This is a genomic window from Superficieibacter sp. HKU1, from assembly GCF_029319185.1.
GTDB lineage: Bacteria > Pseudomonadota > Gammaproteobacteria > Enterobacterales > Enterobacteriaceae > Superficieibacter.
Map to the genome: position 1 here is coordinate 1525563 of NZ_CP119754.1, position 15685 is coordinate 1541247.

Here is a 15685-nt window from a genome sequence, read left to right on the forward strand (position 1 = left end):
TTACTCGCGGTGGTAGGGGTGGTTAGTGGTGATACTCCACGCCCGATAAAGGCTCTCAGCGACCAGTACCCGAACGAGGGGGTGGGGCAGGGTCAGCGTAGAGAGAGACCAGCTTTGTTCTGCCGCTGCTTTGCAGGCAGGAGACAGCCCTTCCGGCCCGCCGATTAACAGACTGACATCGCGGCCATCCTGTTTCCAGCGCTCCAGCTCAACGGCAAGCTGCGGCGTATCCCAGGGTTTACCGGGAATATCAAGGGTCACGATGCGATTTTTGCCAGCCGCAGCCAGCATCAGCTCACCCTCTTTATCGAGAATACGCTTGATATCCGCATTTTTGCCGCGTTTACCGGCGGGAATTTCCACCAGTTCAAACGGCATATCTTTGGGAAAGCGACGTAGATACTCTGTAAATCCGGCTTGCACCCAGTCCGGCATTTTGGTGCCGACGGCTACCAGTTGCAGCTTCACGCATTAACCCCAGAGTTTTTCCAGTTCATACAGGCGACGGCTATCTTCCTGCATCACGTGGACAATCACATCGCCTAAATCAACGACAATCCAGTCGGCGGAGTTTTCGCCTTCCACGCCCAGCGGCAGCATGCCAGCGGCGCGCGATTCCTGAACCACATGGTCGGCAATCGACATCACGTGACGGCTGGAGGTACCGGTACAAATAATCATGCAATCCGTAATACTGGATTTACCCTGAACATCCAGCGCCAGAATGTCCTGACCTTTAAGGTCATCAATTTTGTCGATAACAAAATCCTGAAGTGCTTTACCCTGCAAGAGTTCCCCCTGGGGATGAGATAGTTAACAATAATAAACAGCCTGCCAGTATACCTGAAACGCAGGCATTATCGGGACAAATGTCGCCGGACAGACGTTTAAAGTGGGCCATCATCCCACCCCTTGCACAGGAATGCATCGCCATTTTTGTAAAACAATTTTCAAACGGGCGTGAGGGCAGGAAAAGTCTGGCGCGGAGAATAGCAGTCTGCCGTAGTGTGTCAATGGGCATGACGCTGAGAGAACGGAAAATTAGCGGTAAAGGCCCTGCTGATGAATATACTCCTCGACGGCGGACGGCAGCAGGTCATGACACGACTCCTGACGCGCCAGCCGCTCGCGGATTTGCGTGGAGGAGATGTTATACCACGGCGTTTCCGCCAGATAGATTTTCCCGGCGGGCAGAATATGCAGCGCTTGTGGATCGTGGATCAGATGGCGTTCAAGCCACGCCTGGCGATCGGGATCGGGTAGCGTAGACGGGTAGCCCGGACGACGGCAGACGAGCAAATGTGCGTAGTCGAGAATGGTTTCGTAGCGGTGCCAGGTATGAAAGGTCAGGAGCGAATCCTGGCCGATAATAAACGCCAGCGGTTTGTCTGCGCCTTGCTCCTCGCGCCACTCCTGTAACGTCTGCGAGGTCCAGGAGGGCGTATCACGGCGCAGCTCCCGCTCATCCAGGGTGAACAGCGGTTTATCGGCAATCGCCAGTTCAAGCATGATCTTACGCTGCTCGCTGCTCGCCACCGGCTGCGGGCGATGCGGCGGAACGTTATTGGGCATTAAGATTGTGCGATCCAGCCCCACCAGGTTAGCCAGGGTTTCAACGGGTTTCAGATGCCCGTAGTGAACTGGATCGAACGTGCCGCCAAACAAGGCCTGTAATCTGGTCATATCACCCGTCAATGAATATCTCTGCCAGCGCTTTATGACAGAGTAGCAGAGAAAGGCTTTCAAGGCTGGTCCACACGGACTGGCTGTAATCCTGCTTAAGCGTCAGTTCGGCGCGGCTTAACAGCGTTACCGCCTGACGCAGCTGATCCTCGCTAAGACGGTTGAGCGCGTCGCCAACCATCGCGCGGCGGTTTTGCCAGACGCGATATTTATCGAACAGAGAGCGTAGCGGCGTATGGGCCATCTGCCGTTTAAGGTTTACCAGCATCAGCAGTTCACGTTGCAGGGTGCGCAGCAGGATCGCCGGTTCGCTGGCTTCCAGCTGAAGCTGATGCAGGATATGCAGCGCACGTTTGCTTTTGCCAGCCAGTAGCGCATCGACCCAGTGGAACGGGGTAAAGTGCGCGGCATCGTTGACCGCCTGCTCGACGCGCGGCAGGGTCAGTTTCCCGTCCGGCCATAACAGAGCAAGCCGCTCCAGCGCCTGCGCCAGCGCCAGTAAATTGCCTTCGTAGCAGTAGCACAGCAACTGGCTGGCCGCGTCGTCTATCTGCAAATTGTTCTGCTTAGCGCGTGCGGCGAGCCAGCGCGGCAGTTGCGCCTGCTCCGGCGTCTGGCAGGTCACCAGCACCGAACGGTTGGCGAGGGCGGCGATCCACGGCGCATTTTCCTGCGCTTTCGTCAGTTTGTTACCGCGCACGATCAGCAGCAGGTCGTCATGCAACAGGCTAACCAACGTCGATAGCGGTTCATTGAAAGGAGCGCCTGGCCCGTTTTCCGGCAGCAGAAGCGTCAGCGTCTGACGGCTGGCGAAAAGACTCATCGCCTGACAGAGTGAATAGAGGGCGTTCCAGTCGGTGCTGGCATCAAGGGTAAAGGTATGATATTCCTCAAACCCTTGCGCGACGGCAGCCTGACGCACCGCGTCCTGGCTTTCCTGTACCAGCAGAGGATCGTTTCCGAGAAGCAGATACGCCGCGCGCAGCCCTTCAGAGAGCTGCGCGCGGAGTTGTTCCGGGTACAACCGAATCATCAGTTGCTCAGCGTCGTCGTTACGCGGCCTGACGCTGGAGCAACCGGCTCAGAAGTCGTGGCGTTCTCTTCTTCATCGGCGGCTTTCACGCTTGGCAGCTTACGAATCAGCTGTTCGGCGGCTTTATCGTACATTTCATTGACAATCATGCTCTGCTCGGCGTCTTTCGCCAGCGCTCGCTGCGGGTTGTCAAAGAAAGAACGATAGACCCGGGTGTTGATAGGGTAGATATCGTGGCCCGGGATCAACACGGATGCGCTGACCTCCATTACCATCTGATACTCCGCCGTCTGACCGTTCTGGAATACCGAGGCGGTATCCTGCGAAACAGACGCCGCACCCAGACGCAGAGACGGGATATCTTTCCGCGTTGTCTCTTTTTGCTCTACAACCTCAATACCGTTCAGACGCAGTTGATTGCGCACCGCGCGGCTCAGCGGGCCATTAGGATCGCCTGAGTCGAGGATCATCGTTTTCATGGTTGTCGGCACCTGCGTCGTACTACGCAGATGCCAGCCACAACCGGCGGTGGCAAGCACCGCCAAAGATAACAACAGAGTAACCAGATGTCGCACGCTTCCTCCCGCGTTTAACCCACAACCAGATTGAGCAGTTTACCCGGCACGTAAATCACTTTACGCACGGTAACGCCGTCAAGGTATTTTGCGACCAGATGTTCCTGACCCGCACGTTCACGAACCTGTTCTTCGGTAGCATCTACCGCAACAGTAATTTTACCGCGTACTTTACCGTTCACCTGCACCACCACCAGCGTGGTGTTTTCAACCATGGCTTTTTCATCAGCCACCGGCCACGGCGCATTGTCGATATCGCCTTCACCGTTCAGTTCCTGCCACAGGGTGAAGCACATATGCGGCGTGAACGGGTTGAGCATCCGCACTACTGCCAGCAGCGCTTCCTGCATCAGGGCGCGATCCTGCTCGTCTTCCAGCGGTGCTTTTGCCAGTTTGTTCATCAGTTCCATCACCGCCGCAATCGCGGTGTTGAAGGTCTGACGACGGCCGATATCATCGGTCACTTTGGCGATAGTTTTGTGAACGTCACGACGCAGGGCCTGCTGATCTTCACTGAGTGCATCAACATTCAGCGTGGCAACTTCACCTTTTGCAGTGTGTTCGTACACCAGACGCCAGACGCGCTTCAGGAAGCGGTTTGCGCCTTCTACGCCGGATTCCTGCCATTCCAGCGTCATATCTGCCGGAGAGGCAAACATCATAAACAGACGGACGGTATCCGCGCCGTAGCGTTCGACCATTTCCTGCGGGTCGATGCCGTTGTTTTTCGACTTGGACATCTTGCTCATGCCGGTATAGACCAGTTCATGACCTGCGGCATCTTTCGCTTTAACAATACGGCCTTTTTCGTCACGCTCGGTAACGGCATCTTTCGGTGATACCCAGTTGCGCTCGCCGTTTTCACCCACGTAGTAGAACGCGTCAGCCAGGACCATCCCCTGACACAGCAGTTGTTTAGCCGGTTCGTCAGAGTTAACCATGCCCGCATCGCGCATCAGCTTATGGAAGAAGCGGAAGTAGAGCAGGTGCATAATGGCGTGTTCGATACCGCCAATGTAAATATCAACCGGCAGCCAGTAGTTCGCTGCTTCCGGGTCCAGCATGCCTTCATTGTACTGCGGGCAGGTGTAGCGCGCGTAGTACCATGAGGATTCCATAAAGGTGTCGAAGGTGTCGGTTTCACGCAGCGCAGGCTGGCCGTTAACGGTGGTTTTTGCCCACTCAGGATCGGCTTTGATCGGGCTGGTGATCCCATCCATTACCACGTCTTCCGGCAGGATCACCGGCAGTTGATCTTCCGGTGTCGGCAGCACGGTACCGTCTTCCAGCGTGACCATCGGGATCGGCGCGCCCCAGTAACGTTGACGAGATACACCCCAGTCGCGCAGACGATAGTTAATTTTGCGCACGCCTACGCCTTTGACCGCCAGCTTGTCAGCGATGGCGTTGAATGCGGCTTCAAATGCCAGGCCGTCAAATTCACCCGAGTTGAACAGTACGCCTTTTTCCGTCATCGCCTGTTCAGACAGATCCGGTGCGGAACCGTCGGCGGCGAGGATCACCGGCTTGATAGTCAAACCATATTTAGTCGCAAATTCGTAATCGCGCTGATCGTGACCCGGAACGGCCATCACCGCACCCGTACCGTACTCCATCAGCACGAAGTTCGCCGCCCATACCGGAACTTCTTCGCCGGTTAACGGGTGAACCGCTTTAAAGCCGGTATCGACGCCTTTTTTCTCCATCGTCGCCATATCGGCTTCGGCCACTTTGGTATTGCGGCATTCATCGATAAAGGCAGCCAGTTCAGGATTCGTCGCGGCGGCTTTTTGCGCCAGCGGGTGACCTGCGGCCACGGCCAGATAGGTGGCACCCATGAAGGTGTCCGGGCGCGTGGTGTAGACGGTCAGCGTATTTTCGTAACCGGTCACGTCGAAGGTGATTTCCACGCCTTCAGAACGACCGATCCAGTTGCGCTGCATGGTTTTTACGGTGTCCGGCCACTGATCCATATGATCCAGATCGTTGAGCAGCTCGTCAGCGTAGGCGGTGATTTTAATAAACCACTGCGGGATCTCTTTACGCTCAACTTTGGTGTCGCAGCGCCAGCAGCAGCCGTCAATGACCTGTTCATTAGCCAGCACGGTCTGGTCATTCGGGCACCAGTTCACCGCGGACGTTTTCTTGTACACCAGACCTTTTTTAAACAGCTCGGTGAAGAATTTCTGCTCCCAGCGATAGTACTCCGGCGTACAGGTCGCAATTTCGCGGCTCCAGTCATAGCCAAAACCCAGCGTTTTGAGCTGGTTTTTCATGTAGGCGATATTTTCGTAGGTCCACGGTGCTGGCGCGGTGTTGTTTTTCACCGCCGCGCCTTCTGCTGGCAGACCGAACGCATCCCAGCCAATCGGCTGAAGCACGTTTTTACCCAGCATACGCTGATAACGGGAGATCACATCGCCAATGGTGTAGTTACGTACGTGGCCCATATGTAGTCGGCCAGAAGGATAGGGAAGCATCGACAGGCAGTAATACTTCTCTTTACTTGCGTCTTCGGTCACTTCAAATGTGCGCTTCTCTTCCCAGTGAAGCTGTACTTTGGATTCTATCTCTTCCGGGCGATATTGCTCTTGCATGGCAGCCAGTGGTCCTGTTTTGCTCATAGCTACAACGGTAGCCGTGTGATGTGGTAATTAAGATCCGCATAGCATAGCCCAAACGCCCGCGCCAAAACAGCCTTTCGCGTACTCACCGGGCGCAAAAAGCTTGCAGGAATTTACACTCCCTGTGGCGCACTCAACAGAGCGTAGCGTAAATAACGTCTATTATTATAGGTAGTTAACGACCCAGGAGATGAAATGATGAACAAGGTTGCTCAATTTTACCGGGAACTGGTGGCGACATTAACGGAACGGCTGCGAAATGGCGACCATGATATTGATGCGCTGGTCGAGCAGGCGCGCCTGCGGGTAACGCAAACCGGGGAGTTAACGCGAACCGAAATCGACGAGCTGATTAAAGCTGTACGACGCGACCTGGAAGAGTTTGCCAGAAGCTATGAAGAGAGCCAAAGCGACGCTGAAGATAGCGTCTTCCTGCGGGTGATTAAGGAGAGCGTCTGGCAGCAGCTGGCGGATATTACCGATATAACGCAGCTGGAGTGGCGAGAAGTGTTCCAGGATCTCAACCATCACGGCGTGTATCACAGCGGGGAAGTGGTAGGGCTGGGCAATCTGGTATGCGAAAAGTGCCACTTCCATCTGGCGGTGTATACTCCGGACGTACTGCCGCTGTGTCCGAAATGCGGACACGATCAGTTCCAGAGACGACCATTTGAGCCTTGATCGCCATAACGCGTCGGCGCAGAATGCCTGTAACTACTGCCCGGCGCGCCAGCACTCATCAGGGATGATACCTCGCGTGCTGATTACCCAATCGACAGGGACCGATGATGAACACCACTTTTCTTCCTTTTAACCGTAACCTCGCGGCGGCCTTATTGTTTCTGGGCACTTTCGCCGCTCACGCTGACCTCACCCTGACCACTATCGACGAACAGCAAATTACCGCGCTGGTGGATCGCTGGAACGATGTTCTGAACCGGGTAGAAAACGCCCAGCCGCAGTCGCTTTACGCTGAGCAGGTTGAATGGTTTGGTAAGACGCTACCCGCGCAGCAGGTGATTGCCAACAGTCAGGCTTTTCTGGCGAAAAACACACAATATGGGCAGAGCATTGTCAGTACGCTGAATATTCAGCCGATTGAAGAAAGTGACGATAGCGTCATGGTGCGTTTCGTGAAATCTGCCGGGCTGGAAACGTTTAAGGAAAAAAATTATCCGGCAGAGCTACAGATGAGAAAAACGCCCGCAGGCTGGCGCATTGTCAGTGAAACGGATGCCATTACTCGCGCAAATCAGAATAAAAATGTTTATGCCGGAGTGATTAAAGGTAAATTCGACGGGAAATCTGTAAGTTACGCATGGATGAGCGATGCCAACCCGCGCACTGGCGGCGCGTGTACTGAAGAGACCGATTGCGATTGTACGCTGTGGAATAGCGACCCTGACGTCAAGCCGGTAAAAATATCGCAATGTCTGGTGGGGCTCATGGAAACGCTATCCGGGCTGGATGACAGCGGCCGCGACCGGGTGGTGGCTTTTCCTGAGTGGTGGACCAGCGCCATGCGTGTGGTGTATGTCTACGATATTCAGCAGAAGCAGTGGATCAAAACCATGCCGGGCTTCTCTATGAATATTAATTTACAGGAAACCGACACGGCAGCGGATCTGATAAAGCGCGATCCGCAGCATCCGGGCCAGGTAAAAGTGACGCAGGCGATTTTTGATGAAGTTGCTGAAGAATCGACGACAAAAGTGGTAAGTCAGACATTATTGACGTTGAAATAAATAACCGTTCGTTTCGATGTAACCCTAATGCTGCGAGAGCAAAAAGGCGGTAGAACTATTTCAACGGGTGCTGAAGTGAAATTTCACCTGGCAAATGCCGGCTGTTTTTAATGGTGTTTGGTTATAGGGTAGAAAAGCACTGAAAACGGCGCGCACTCTGCGGTGCGCGCCAGCAAGATTAATGGAGGATTTTGGCAAGGAAATCTTTTGCGCGGTCGGACTGCGGATTGGCAAAGAACTCCTCTTTCGCGGAATCTTCAACAATTTTTCCTTCATCCATGAAAATTACCCGGTTTGCCACTTTACGGGCAAAGCCCATTTCGTGCGTCACCACCATCATTGTCATCCCTTCATTCGCCAGCTCGACCATCACGTCCAGCACTTCGTTGATCATTTCCGGATCGAGAGCGGATGTCGGTTCGTCAAACAGCATTGCGACCGGGTCCATACACAGCGCGCGGGCGATCGCCACACGCTGCTGCTGACCGCCGGAAAGCTGGGCCGGGAATTTATTGGCATGCGCGGAAAGCCCGACGCGTTCAAGAAGCTTCAGCCCTTTTTCCCGCGCGGCGGCTTTATCGCGCTTGAGCACTTTTACCTGCGCCAGCGTCAGGTTCTCAATAATCGACAGATGGGGGAAAAGTTCGAAGTGCTGGAACACCATCCCCACGTGCGAGCGCAGCTCGGCGAGGTTGGTTTTCTTGTCGTTGACTTTGGTACCGTTAACGACAATCTCACCTTTCTGCACCGGTTCAAGGCCGTTTACGGTCTTGATCAGCGTCGATTTACCGGAGCCGGAAGGGCCGCAAACCACTACCACTTCGCCTTTTTTCACTTCCGTTGAGCAGTCGGTCAGCACCTGAAAGTGACCATACCATTTAGAAACATTTTTCAGGGAAATCATGATACTGTCCTTTTCTTCAAATAGCTGACTAACAGCGAAGCACTCAGGCTGATAACAAAATACACTGCACCGGCAAAGAGGATCATCTCAACCTGGGTGCCGTCACGCTCGCCGATAGTGGACGCGGTGCGGAAGAAGTCGGCGAGGCTTAATACGTACACCAGTGACGTATCCTGGAACAGGACAATCCCCTGGGTGAGCAGCAGCGGCACCATCGCGCGAAACGCCTGCGGCAGAATAATCAATTTCATCGATTGCCAGTGGGTCATCCCCAGCGCCAGCGCGGCGCTCGACTGCCCGCGAGAAATGCTCTGAATACCCGCCCGAATAATTTCCGAATAATACGCCGCCTCAAACATTGAAAAGGCGACCATCGCGGAAATAAGGCGGATATCGTTTTTCGGCGACAGTCCCAGCACGTTTTGCAGAAAACCGGGGACGATCAGGTAAAACCACAGCAGCACCATCACCAGCGGAATGGAGCGAAATACGTTGACGTATGCTTTGGCAAACCAGGCAACCGGCGTAAAGCTCGACAGCCGCATGACGGCGAGAAGCGTTCCCCAGACAATCCCAATAATTACCGCCGTGACGGTAATTTTCAGCGTAATAACCAGCCCTGCCAGCAAATACGGCAGGGAAGGAACGATTGAACTCCAGTCAAACTCGTACATTATTTGCCTCCCATATTGCCCGGCAGGCGGATTTTGTGTTCTACCAGATTCATCACCAGCATGATAACGGCGTTGATTAACACATACGCGAGGGTGATAGCGGTGAACGATTCCCAGGCGTGGGCGGAATAGTCCAGCAGCTTACCTGCCTGTGCCGCCATATCCACCAGACCAATGGTGGACGCGATGGCCGAGTTTTTCACCAGATTCATCATCTCAGAGGTCATCGGTGGGACGATCACCCGGTAGGCATTGGGCAACAGCACGTAGCGGTAGGCTTGCGGCAGAGTCAATCCCATCGCCAGCGCGGCATTTTTCTGCCCGCGCGGCAGCGACTGAATGGCGGCGCGGACCTGCTCGCAGACGCGGGCGGCGGTAAACAGCCCCAGACAAATCATGGAGGAAAGGAAAAACTGGATATTAGGATCCAGTTCGGCTTTAAACCACATGCCGAGATCTTCAGGTAATAGCTCCGGCACCACCAGGTACCAGGTAAAAAACTGTACGATCAGGGGAACATTGCGGAAAAGCTCAACGTACAGCGTGCCGAGAGCGGATAAAAAACGGTTGGGAACGGTACGCAAAATACCAAACAGCGACCCCACAAGAAACGCGATAATCCAGGCGGTAATCGACAGCGCGACGGTGACCTGGAAGCCGTTCCACAGCCAGCCCAGGTAAGTCGTGTTGCCGAACGGAGCCTGCTGTAAAAAAATACCCCAGTTCCAGTCTATGGACATACATCTACTCCAGAAAAAAAAGGGTAGCAGCGCTACCCTCGAAGATTATTGAACAGCGTACTGCGATTTTCGCGTCGGGTGGGGAACGACCTCCCGGCGTATAGTCTGTCCGTGCTGTCCAGCAATCGAGAGGGCAGGTGAGCCTGCCCCTGTTTCTTTTTAATTAGTTCAGCGCTTTATCATTCGGTTCTTTGAACAGGGCTTTCATCTCGTCAGAGAGTTCGAAGTTCATGTTCAGGTTTTTCGGCGGGATAGGGTTTTTAAACCACTTATCAAACCATTTTTCCGCCTCGCCTGAGGTTTGCGCCTGGGCGATAGTGTCATCCATCAGCTTTTTAAACTGCGCATCATCTTTACGCAGCATACAGCCGTAAGCTTCCTGAGACTGCGGCTTGCCGACGATCTCCCAGTTATCCGGCTTTTTGGCTTTTGCACGTTCGCCAGCCAGCAGGGCGTCATCCATCATAAAGGCGACGGCACGGCCACTTTCCAGCGTGCGGAAGGAATCACCATGATCTTTAGCGCTAATGATGCGCATGTTCATTTTCTGCTCATCGTTAAGCTTATGCAGCAGCACTTCTGAGGTGGTACCGGAAGTGACCACCACCGCTTTCCCTTTCAGGTCCGGGAAGTCTTTAACATTGCCGCCTTTTTTCGCCAGCAGACGGGTCCCGACCACGAAGATGGTGTCGGAGAAAGACGCCTGTTTTTGACGCTCAAGGTTGTTGGTGGTGGAGCCGCACTCAAAGTCAAAGGTGCCGTTTTGCAGCAGCGGAATACGGTTCTGGGAGGTAATAGGAATAAGCTTCACCTGCAGATCGGGTTTGTTAAGCTTTTTCTTCACCGCTTCAACGATGGCGTTAGAGTAGTCCTGGGAATAACCGACCACTTTTTGCTGATTATCGTAATAGGAGAACGGCACGGAAGATTCGCGGTGACCGACAACGATGACGCCGTTTTTAGCGATTTTATCCAGCGTGCTGCCCGCCGCCGGGGCCGCATCTTCTGCATGGACTACGCCCGCTGAGACGCCCATCACCAGCATTGCCGTGGCCAGTTTACGTAATTGCATATCCAACTCCTTTTTATCGTCAGCGTCAGGACGCTATTGATACCCATTGTGAGTGTTGTGTTGTTATGACCTGCGACTTAAGCGTGCAGTGTTATTGCTATTTGTTAACATTTAGTCTGGCTTAATGTAAAGATTTTGCTGCGTTATTGTTTATTTTTGCGAAGTGACCCGCACCATTTGAAGGCAAAAATAGGGGCTTGCACTTTTCAGGTGCTACCGATGCGCCAGTATGGTGCGACCGGGTTGCGCCTTATGCGTATTTCGCAGCCTGTTATAGATAGTAAGCAAAGGATGTGCCAGAAATGGGTAAAGATGGGGATGACATCGAATATACGGCACAGAGAAATGAGCCGTAATGCCGGGTGGCGGCTTCGCCTTACCCGGCCTACAGAACGGAGCGCGTGTAGATGCGGAGTTAACGTTGATTGTAGGCCCGGCAAGCTTGCGCCGCCGGGCATGTCCGGGCAGGAGGTAGACGCCGTAATGCCCGGTGGATGTTATTTACGGCGCTGGCGCAAACTCATCACCAGCCCACCAAAGCCAAACAGGGCGGTAATTATCCACAGCGGCCAGTTACCGGTACGCGCGTAAGGCGTCAGGCCGGTGGTTGGCGTCACGTTAGCGGTCAACACCTGGCGGGTAAACTGCGGGATCATCGCCTGAACGTCGCCATCGGCACCAATCACTGCCGTAATACCGTTGTTGGTGCTGCGCAGCAGCGGACGCGCCAGCTCCAGCGCACGCATCCGCGCCATCTGGAAATGCTGCCACGGGCCGATGGATTTACCAAACCACGCGTCGTTGGAGATCGTCAGCAGGAAATCATTCTCCGGGCGGAAGTTGTCCCGCACCTGTTCGCCAAGGATGATTTCGTAGCAGATTGCCGCCGTCAGCTTATAGCCATCTACCGACAGCGGAGGCTGAACGTACGGCCCACGGCTGAAAGAGGACATCGGCAGGTCGAAGAACGGGGCCAGCGGACGCAGGATAGCTTCCAGCGGCACGAATTCACCAAACGGCACCAGATGGTTTTTATTGTAACGATCGTCAGAGTCGTAGCTGTACGGCGATCCTTTACCCAGGGTGATAATGGTGTTGTACGTGTCGTAGCGATTGTGTTTGTTCAGCCGCGCATCGACGATGCCAGTGATAAGCGAACTGCCTTTCTCCCGCAACATACTGTCCATCTCACTGAGCAACGGCTGCTGATTGATTTCCAGATCGGTAATGGCTGATTCCGGCCAGATAATCAGTGATGATTTACCCATCAATGGTTTGGTGGCGTCGATATAAATTTTCAGCGTAGAAATCAGCTGGCCCTCATCCCACTTCAGCGACTGAGGGATATTGCCCTGCACCAGCGACACCTGCGTCGTCTTTTCCGGCTCCGGCTGGTACCACTGGATATAGCGCAGCGGGAAGGGAAGGGCAAACAGCACGACAGCGGCCACCAGCGGTCGCCAGCTGCGCGTCACCACGGCCAGTGCCAGCAGACCACTGACCATCATCAACAGGAAATTGATGGCTTCAACGCCCATCACCGGAGCCATGCCTTTCAGCGGGCCGTCGATCTGGCTATAGCCAAACTGTAGCCACGGGAACCCGGTTAGCACCCATCCGCGCAAAAACTCGCTGATTTGCCAGACCACCGGCGCCGCAATAGCCATGCGCATCCAGTTTGTTTTAGGCCACAGTCGCGCGAGAATGCCGCCGAAAAGCCCGGTATAAAGCGACATATACGCGGCGAGCAATACCACCAGGAAAACGTTAATCGGTCCCGGCATCCCGCCAAACTGGGCGATGCTGACATAGACCCAGTTAATGCCGGTGCCAAAAAGCCCAAAGCCCCAGAAGAAACCAATCGCGGCCGCCTGTAGCGGACGGCGGTTAAGCGTCAGTCCCTGGAGGCCCATCAGCGAAATCAGTGCGGCGGGCCAGACGTCATAAGGAGAAAAAGCCAGCGTTCCGCTGGCTCCCAAAAGTAGCGCCAGCAGCAGACGTACGCGCTGGCGTTCAAACAGTGAGGCAAATGCCATTTACATTACTCGTCCAGTTTAGGTTGTGCAGCATCGTCCGGGAGTTTGACGTGTACCTGAATGACCCGACGACTGTCGGCCATAGCGACTTTGAACTGATAGCCATCAATATCAATCGTTTCACCGCGGGCAGGAAGATGACCAAATGCCTGCATTACCAGGCCGCCGATGGTGTCGACTTCGTCATCGCTAAAATTCGTGCCGAAGGTTTCGTTAAAGTCCTCAATAGAGGCCAGCGCGCGCAGGGTCCAGGTATGGCGGCTTAACTGACGGAAGTCGATATCTTCTTCTTCGTCGTATTCGTCTTCAATTTCGCCGACGATCAGTTCGAGGATGTCTTCGATGGTCACCAGACCAGAGACGCCGCCGAATTCGTCGATAACAATCGCCATATGATAACGCTGAGAACGGAACTCCTTGAGCATCCGGTCAACCCGTTTGCTTTCAGGAACAACCACCGCCTGACGTAACACCTTTTCCATGCTGAAGGCTTCGGCATCGCTGCGCATAAACGGCAGCAGATCTTTGGCCATCAGAATCCCTTCAACGTGATCTTTGTCTTCACTGATGACCGGGAAACGCGAGTGGGCGGATTCGATGATGACATCGAGGCATTCGTCCAGCGTCTGATTGCGTTTCAGGGTGACCATCTGCGAGCGGGGAATCATGATATCGCGGACTCGCTGGTCGGCAATATCCATTACCCCTTCGAGCATGTCGCGCGTATCTTCATCGATAAGCTCGTTCTGCCCGGAATCACGGATCAGCGCCAGCAGTTCATCACGGTTTTTCGGTTCGCCGTGGAAAAGTTGGCTTAATAACAGGGAGAAAAATCCCTTCTTGCTATTTATTGTGTCACTACTGTGTGAATTGTCGTCGCTCATGGCGTCGTTTGGGTTCTCATGTTAATTAAAATTGTGCTCCGGCGCGCAAGCACAGCGCCGGGCAATATGCCTGTACGCCAGCGAACTGGCGCACGGGTTATTCCTTCTCGGCAATGTACGGATCCTCGTAGCCCAGAGCAAGCATTATCTCTGTTTCGAGCGACTCCATCTCTTCGGCTTCGTCATCTTCAATATGGTCGTAGCCCAGCAGATGCAGACTGCCGTGAATGACCATATGCGCCCAGTGCGCTTCCAGCGGTTTCTCCTGCTCTTTTGCTTCCTGTTCAACCACCTGGCGGCAGATGATCAGATCGCCCAGCAGCGGCATCTCAATGCCCGGTGGCGCTTCAAAAGGAAAGGAGAGCACGTTGGTGGACTTATCCTTGCCACGATACGTCAGGTTAAGCTCGTGGCTTTCTGCTTCATCCACCAGACGAATCGTCACTTCTGATTCTTCCTGAAACTGAGGGATAACGGCATCCAGCCATGTCTGAAACTGACGTTCTTCCGGCAGGCCCGCGGTGTTTTCGCAGGCCAGTTGAAGATCGAGGATCACAGCACTCATTTTTGCTCCTGCGCGTCGCGCTTACGTTCTTCGGCCAGTTCAGCGCGACGTTTTTGATCGGCCTCTTCCCAGGCTTCATAGGCAGTGACGATACGGGCGACGACCGGGTGGCGCACCACGTCTTCACTGTGGAAAAAGTTAAAGCTAATTTCCTCGACGTTTGCCAGCACTTCGATGGCGTGACGCAGCCCGGATTTGGTACTGCGCGGCAGGTCGACCTGGGTGATGTCGCCGGTGATCACTGCTTTGGAGTTGAAGCCGATGCGGGTCAGGAACATTTTCATCTGTTCGATGGTGGTGTTCTGGCTCTCATCGAGGATGATAAATGCATCGTTGAGGGTACGACCGCGCATATAGGCCAGCGGCGCAACTTCAATCACGTTGCGTTCCATCAGCTTCTCGACTTTCTCAAAGCCGAGCATCTCAAACAGCGCGTCATACAGCGGGCGCAGATACGGGTCGACCTTCTGGCTGAGATCGCCCGGCAGGAAACCCAGCTTCTCACCGGCTTCCACCGCCGGACGGGTCAGCAGAATACGGCGGATTTCCTGACGCTCAAGGGCATCCACTGCTGCGGCGACCGCCAGATAGGTTTTCCCCGTACCGGCAGGACCGACGCCAAAGGTGATGTCGTGGTCAAGAATATTGGCGATGTACTGCGCCTGGTTCGGCGTACGTGGTTTGATTACTCCGCGTTTGGTCTTGATATGGATCGCTTTGCCGTACTCCGGCACGCTCTCGGCGCTTTGCTCCAGCACGCGCGCTTCTTTAATGGCGAGGTGGATCTGCTCTGGTTCGATATCCTGAATCTGCCCGCGCATCGGCGCGGTATCGACGTACAGCGTACGCAGAATATCCGCCGCCGCATTGACGCAGAGGGGACGGCCGGTGAGCGTAAAGTGGTAGTCGTGGCGATTGATTTCGATACCCAACCGACGCTCCAGATGTTTGATGTTGTCATCAAATGGTCCGCACAGGCTCAGCAGTCGGGCGTTATCGGCGGGCTCAAGGGTAATTTCACGAGATTCTGTATTCAAACTGTTCCTCTTTTACCGGTATGGCCGGATCGCGTGTCTTAGGCAGGGATCGGGCGGGATGTCATCTGTGATAATGAAATTATTCACGTTGCTGGAAAAGGCGCAAGCACTGG

At 54.4% G+C, this 15685-nt stretch carries 16 protein-coding genes; 2 read left to right on the top strand and 14 right to left on the bottom strand.

The annotated features are described in order from the left end of the window. From rlmH to leuS, 6 genes are all read right to left on the bottom strand, one after another. Positions 1-468, bottom strand: coding sequence for a 23S rRNA (pseudouridine(1915)-N(3))-methyltransferase RlmH (rlmH, locus tag P0H77_RS07330; RefSeq protein ID WP_176917681.1), 468 nt, complete (start codon positions 466-468; stop codon positions 1-3). Between the two features lie 3 nt (positions 469-471). After that, positions 472-789, bottom strand: coding sequence for a ribosome silencing factor (gene rsfS / locus P0H77_RS07335; protein ID WP_176917680.1), 318 nt, complete (start codon positions 787-789; stop codon positions 472-474). 252 nt (positions 790-1041) lie between these two features. After that, a complete protein-coding gene (gene nadD / locus P0H77_RS07340; protein ID WP_276164247.1) occupies positions 1042-1683 on the bottom strand; it encodes a nicotinate-nucleotide adenylyltransferase in 642 nt (213 codons plus the stop codon). 1 nt (position 1684) lies between these two features. Further along, positions 1685-2716, bottom strand: a complete 1032-nt coding sequence (gene holA, locus P0H77_RS07345; protein WP_276164248.1) for a DNA polymerase III subunit delta — start codon at positions 2714-2716, stop codon at positions 1685-1687. Next, positions 2716-3291 carry an LPS assembly lipoprotein LptE gene (lptE, locus tag P0H77_RS07350; RefSeq protein ID WP_276164249.1) on the bottom strand — a complete coding sequence of 192 codons (576 nt, stop codon included), beginning with the start codon at positions 3289-3291 and terminating at the stop codon, positions 2716-2718. Before lptE ends, holA begins: the two co-directional genes overlap by 1 nt. 14 nt (positions 3292-3305) lie before the next feature. Next, entirely contained in the window at positions 3306-5888 is a 2583-nt protein-coding gene (gene leuS, locus P0H77_RS07355) for a leucine--tRNA ligase (protein ID WP_276164250.1), read from the bottom strand. Positions 5889-6113: 225 nt separating this feature from the next. Between leuS and P0H77_RS07360 the strand changes: the two genes are divergently transcribed. Both P0H77_RS07360 and P0H77_RS07365 read left to right on the top strand, forming a co-directional pair. Next, positions 6114-6596 (top strand): zinc ribbon-containing protein, encoded by a 483-nt coding sequence (locus P0H77_RS07360; protein ID WP_276165069.1) that lies wholly within the window; start codon positions 6114-6116, stop codon positions 6594-6596. A 104-nt stretch (positions 6597-6700) separates the two neighbouring features. Continuing rightward, the gene (locus P0H77_RS07365) at positions 6701-7660 is read left to right on the top strand and encodes a hypothetical protein (protein ID WP_276164251.1); all 960 of its coding nucleotides are present in this window, start codon (positions 6701-6703) and stop codon (positions 7658-7660) included. A 178-nt stretch (positions 7661-7838) separates the two neighbouring features. Here the strand turns inward: P0H77_RS07365 and P0H77_RS07370 are convergent, their stop codons facing one another. The 8 genes from P0H77_RS07370 to P0H77_RS07405 form a co-directional block, all read right to left on the bottom strand. Continuing rightward, complete coding sequence (locus P0H77_RS07370) at positions 7839-8564, bottom strand: amino acid ABC transporter ATP-binding protein (RefSeq protein ID WP_276164252.1); 726 nt, start codon at positions 8562-8564, stop codon at positions 7839-7841. Beyond that, a complete protein-coding gene (gene gltK / locus P0H77_RS07375; protein WP_276164253.1) occupies positions 8561-9238 on the bottom strand; it encodes a glutamate/aspartate ABC transporter permease GltK in 678 nt (225 codons plus the stop codon). Before gltK ends, P0H77_RS07370 begins: the two co-directional genes overlap by 4 nt. After that, a complete protein-coding gene (gltJ, locus tag P0H77_RS07380) occupies positions 9238-9978 on the bottom strand; it encodes a glutamate/aspartate ABC transporter permease GltJ (protein WP_276164254.1) in 741 nt (246 codons plus the stop codon). Before gltJ ends, gltK begins: the two co-directional genes overlap by 1 nt. A gap of 163 nt (positions 9979-10141) precedes the next feature. Then, a complete protein-coding gene (locus tag P0H77_RS07385; RefSeq protein WP_276164255.1) occupies positions 10142-11050 on the bottom strand; it encodes an amino acid ABC transporter substrate-binding protein in 909 nt (302 codons plus the stop codon). 497 nt (positions 11051-11547) lie between these two features. After that, the gene (gene lnt, locus P0H77_RS07390; RefSeq protein ID WP_276164256.1) at positions 11548-13086 is read right to left on the bottom strand and encodes an apolipoprotein N-acyltransferase; all 1539 of its coding nucleotides are present in this window, start codon (positions 13084-13086) and stop codon (positions 11548-11550) included. Positions 13087-13091: 5 nt separating this feature from the next. Beyond that, a complete protein-coding gene (gene corC / locus P0H77_RS07395) occupies positions 13092-13970 on the bottom strand; it encodes a CNNM family magnesium/cobalt transport protein CorC (RefSeq protein ID WP_176917668.1) in 879 nt (292 codons plus the stop codon). A 97-nt stretch (positions 13971-14067) separates the two neighbouring features. Continuing rightward, a complete protein-coding gene (ybeY, locus tag P0H77_RS07400) occupies positions 14068-14535 on the bottom strand; it encodes an rRNA maturation RNase YbeY (RefSeq protein ID WP_276164257.1) in 468 nt (155 codons plus the stop codon). Then, the gene (locus P0H77_RS07405; protein WP_276164258.1) at positions 14532-15572 is read right to left on the bottom strand and encodes a PhoH family protein; all 1041 of its coding nucleotides are present in this window, start codon (positions 15570-15572) and stop codon (positions 14532-14534) included. Before P0H77_RS07405 ends, ybeY begins: the two co-directional genes overlap by 4 nt. Positions 15573-15685: the final 113 nt, after the last annotated feature.

Bases quoted from the DNA above. Each gene is read 5' to 3' on its own strand.
- nadD (WP_276164247.1), bottom strand. From the start codon at position 1,683: ATGACCAGATTACAGGCCTTGTTTGGCGGCACGTTCGATCCAGTTCAC.
- holA (WP_276164248.1), bottom strand. From the start codon at position 2,716: ATGATTCGGTTGTACCCGGAACAACTCCGCGCGCAGCTCTCTGAAGGG.
- leuS (WP_276164250.1), bottom strand. From the start codon at position 5,888: ATGCAAGAGCAATATCGCCCGGAAGAGATAGAATCCAAAGTACAGCTT.
- P0H77_RS07360 (WP_276165069.1), top strand. From the start codon at position 6,114: ATGAACAAGGTTGCTCAATTTTACCGGGAACTGGTGGCGACATTAACG.
- P0H77_RS07365 (WP_276164251.1), top strand. From the start codon at position 6,701: ATGATGAACACCACTTTTCTTCCTTTTAACCGTAACCTCGCGGCGGCC.
- P0H77_RS07370 (WP_276164252.1), bottom strand. From the start codon at position 8,564: ATGATTTCCCTGAAAAATGTTTCTAAATGGTATGGTCACTTTCAGGTG.
- gltK (WP_276164253.1), bottom strand. From the start codon at position 9,238: ATGTACGAGTTTGACTGGAGTTCAATCGTTCCTTCCCTGCCGTATTTG.
- gltJ (WP_276164254.1), bottom strand. From the start codon at position 9,978: ATGTCCATAGACTGGAACTGGGGTATTTTTTTACAGCAGGCTCCGTTC.
- P0H77_RS07385 (WP_276164255.1), bottom strand. From the start codon at position 11,050: ATGCAATTACGTAAACTGGCCACGGCAATGCTGGTGATGGGCGTCTCA.
- lnt (WP_276164256.1), bottom strand. From the start codon at position 13,086: ATGGCATTTGCCTCACTGTTTGAACGCCAGCGCGTACGTCTGCTGCTG.
- corC (WP_176917668.1), bottom strand. From the start codon at position 13,970: ATGAGCGACGACAATTCACACAGTAGTGACACAATAAATAGCAAGAAG.
- ybeY (WP_276164257.1), bottom strand. From the start codon at position 14,535: ATGAGTGCTGTGATCCTCGATCTTCAACTGGCCTGCGAAAACACCGCG.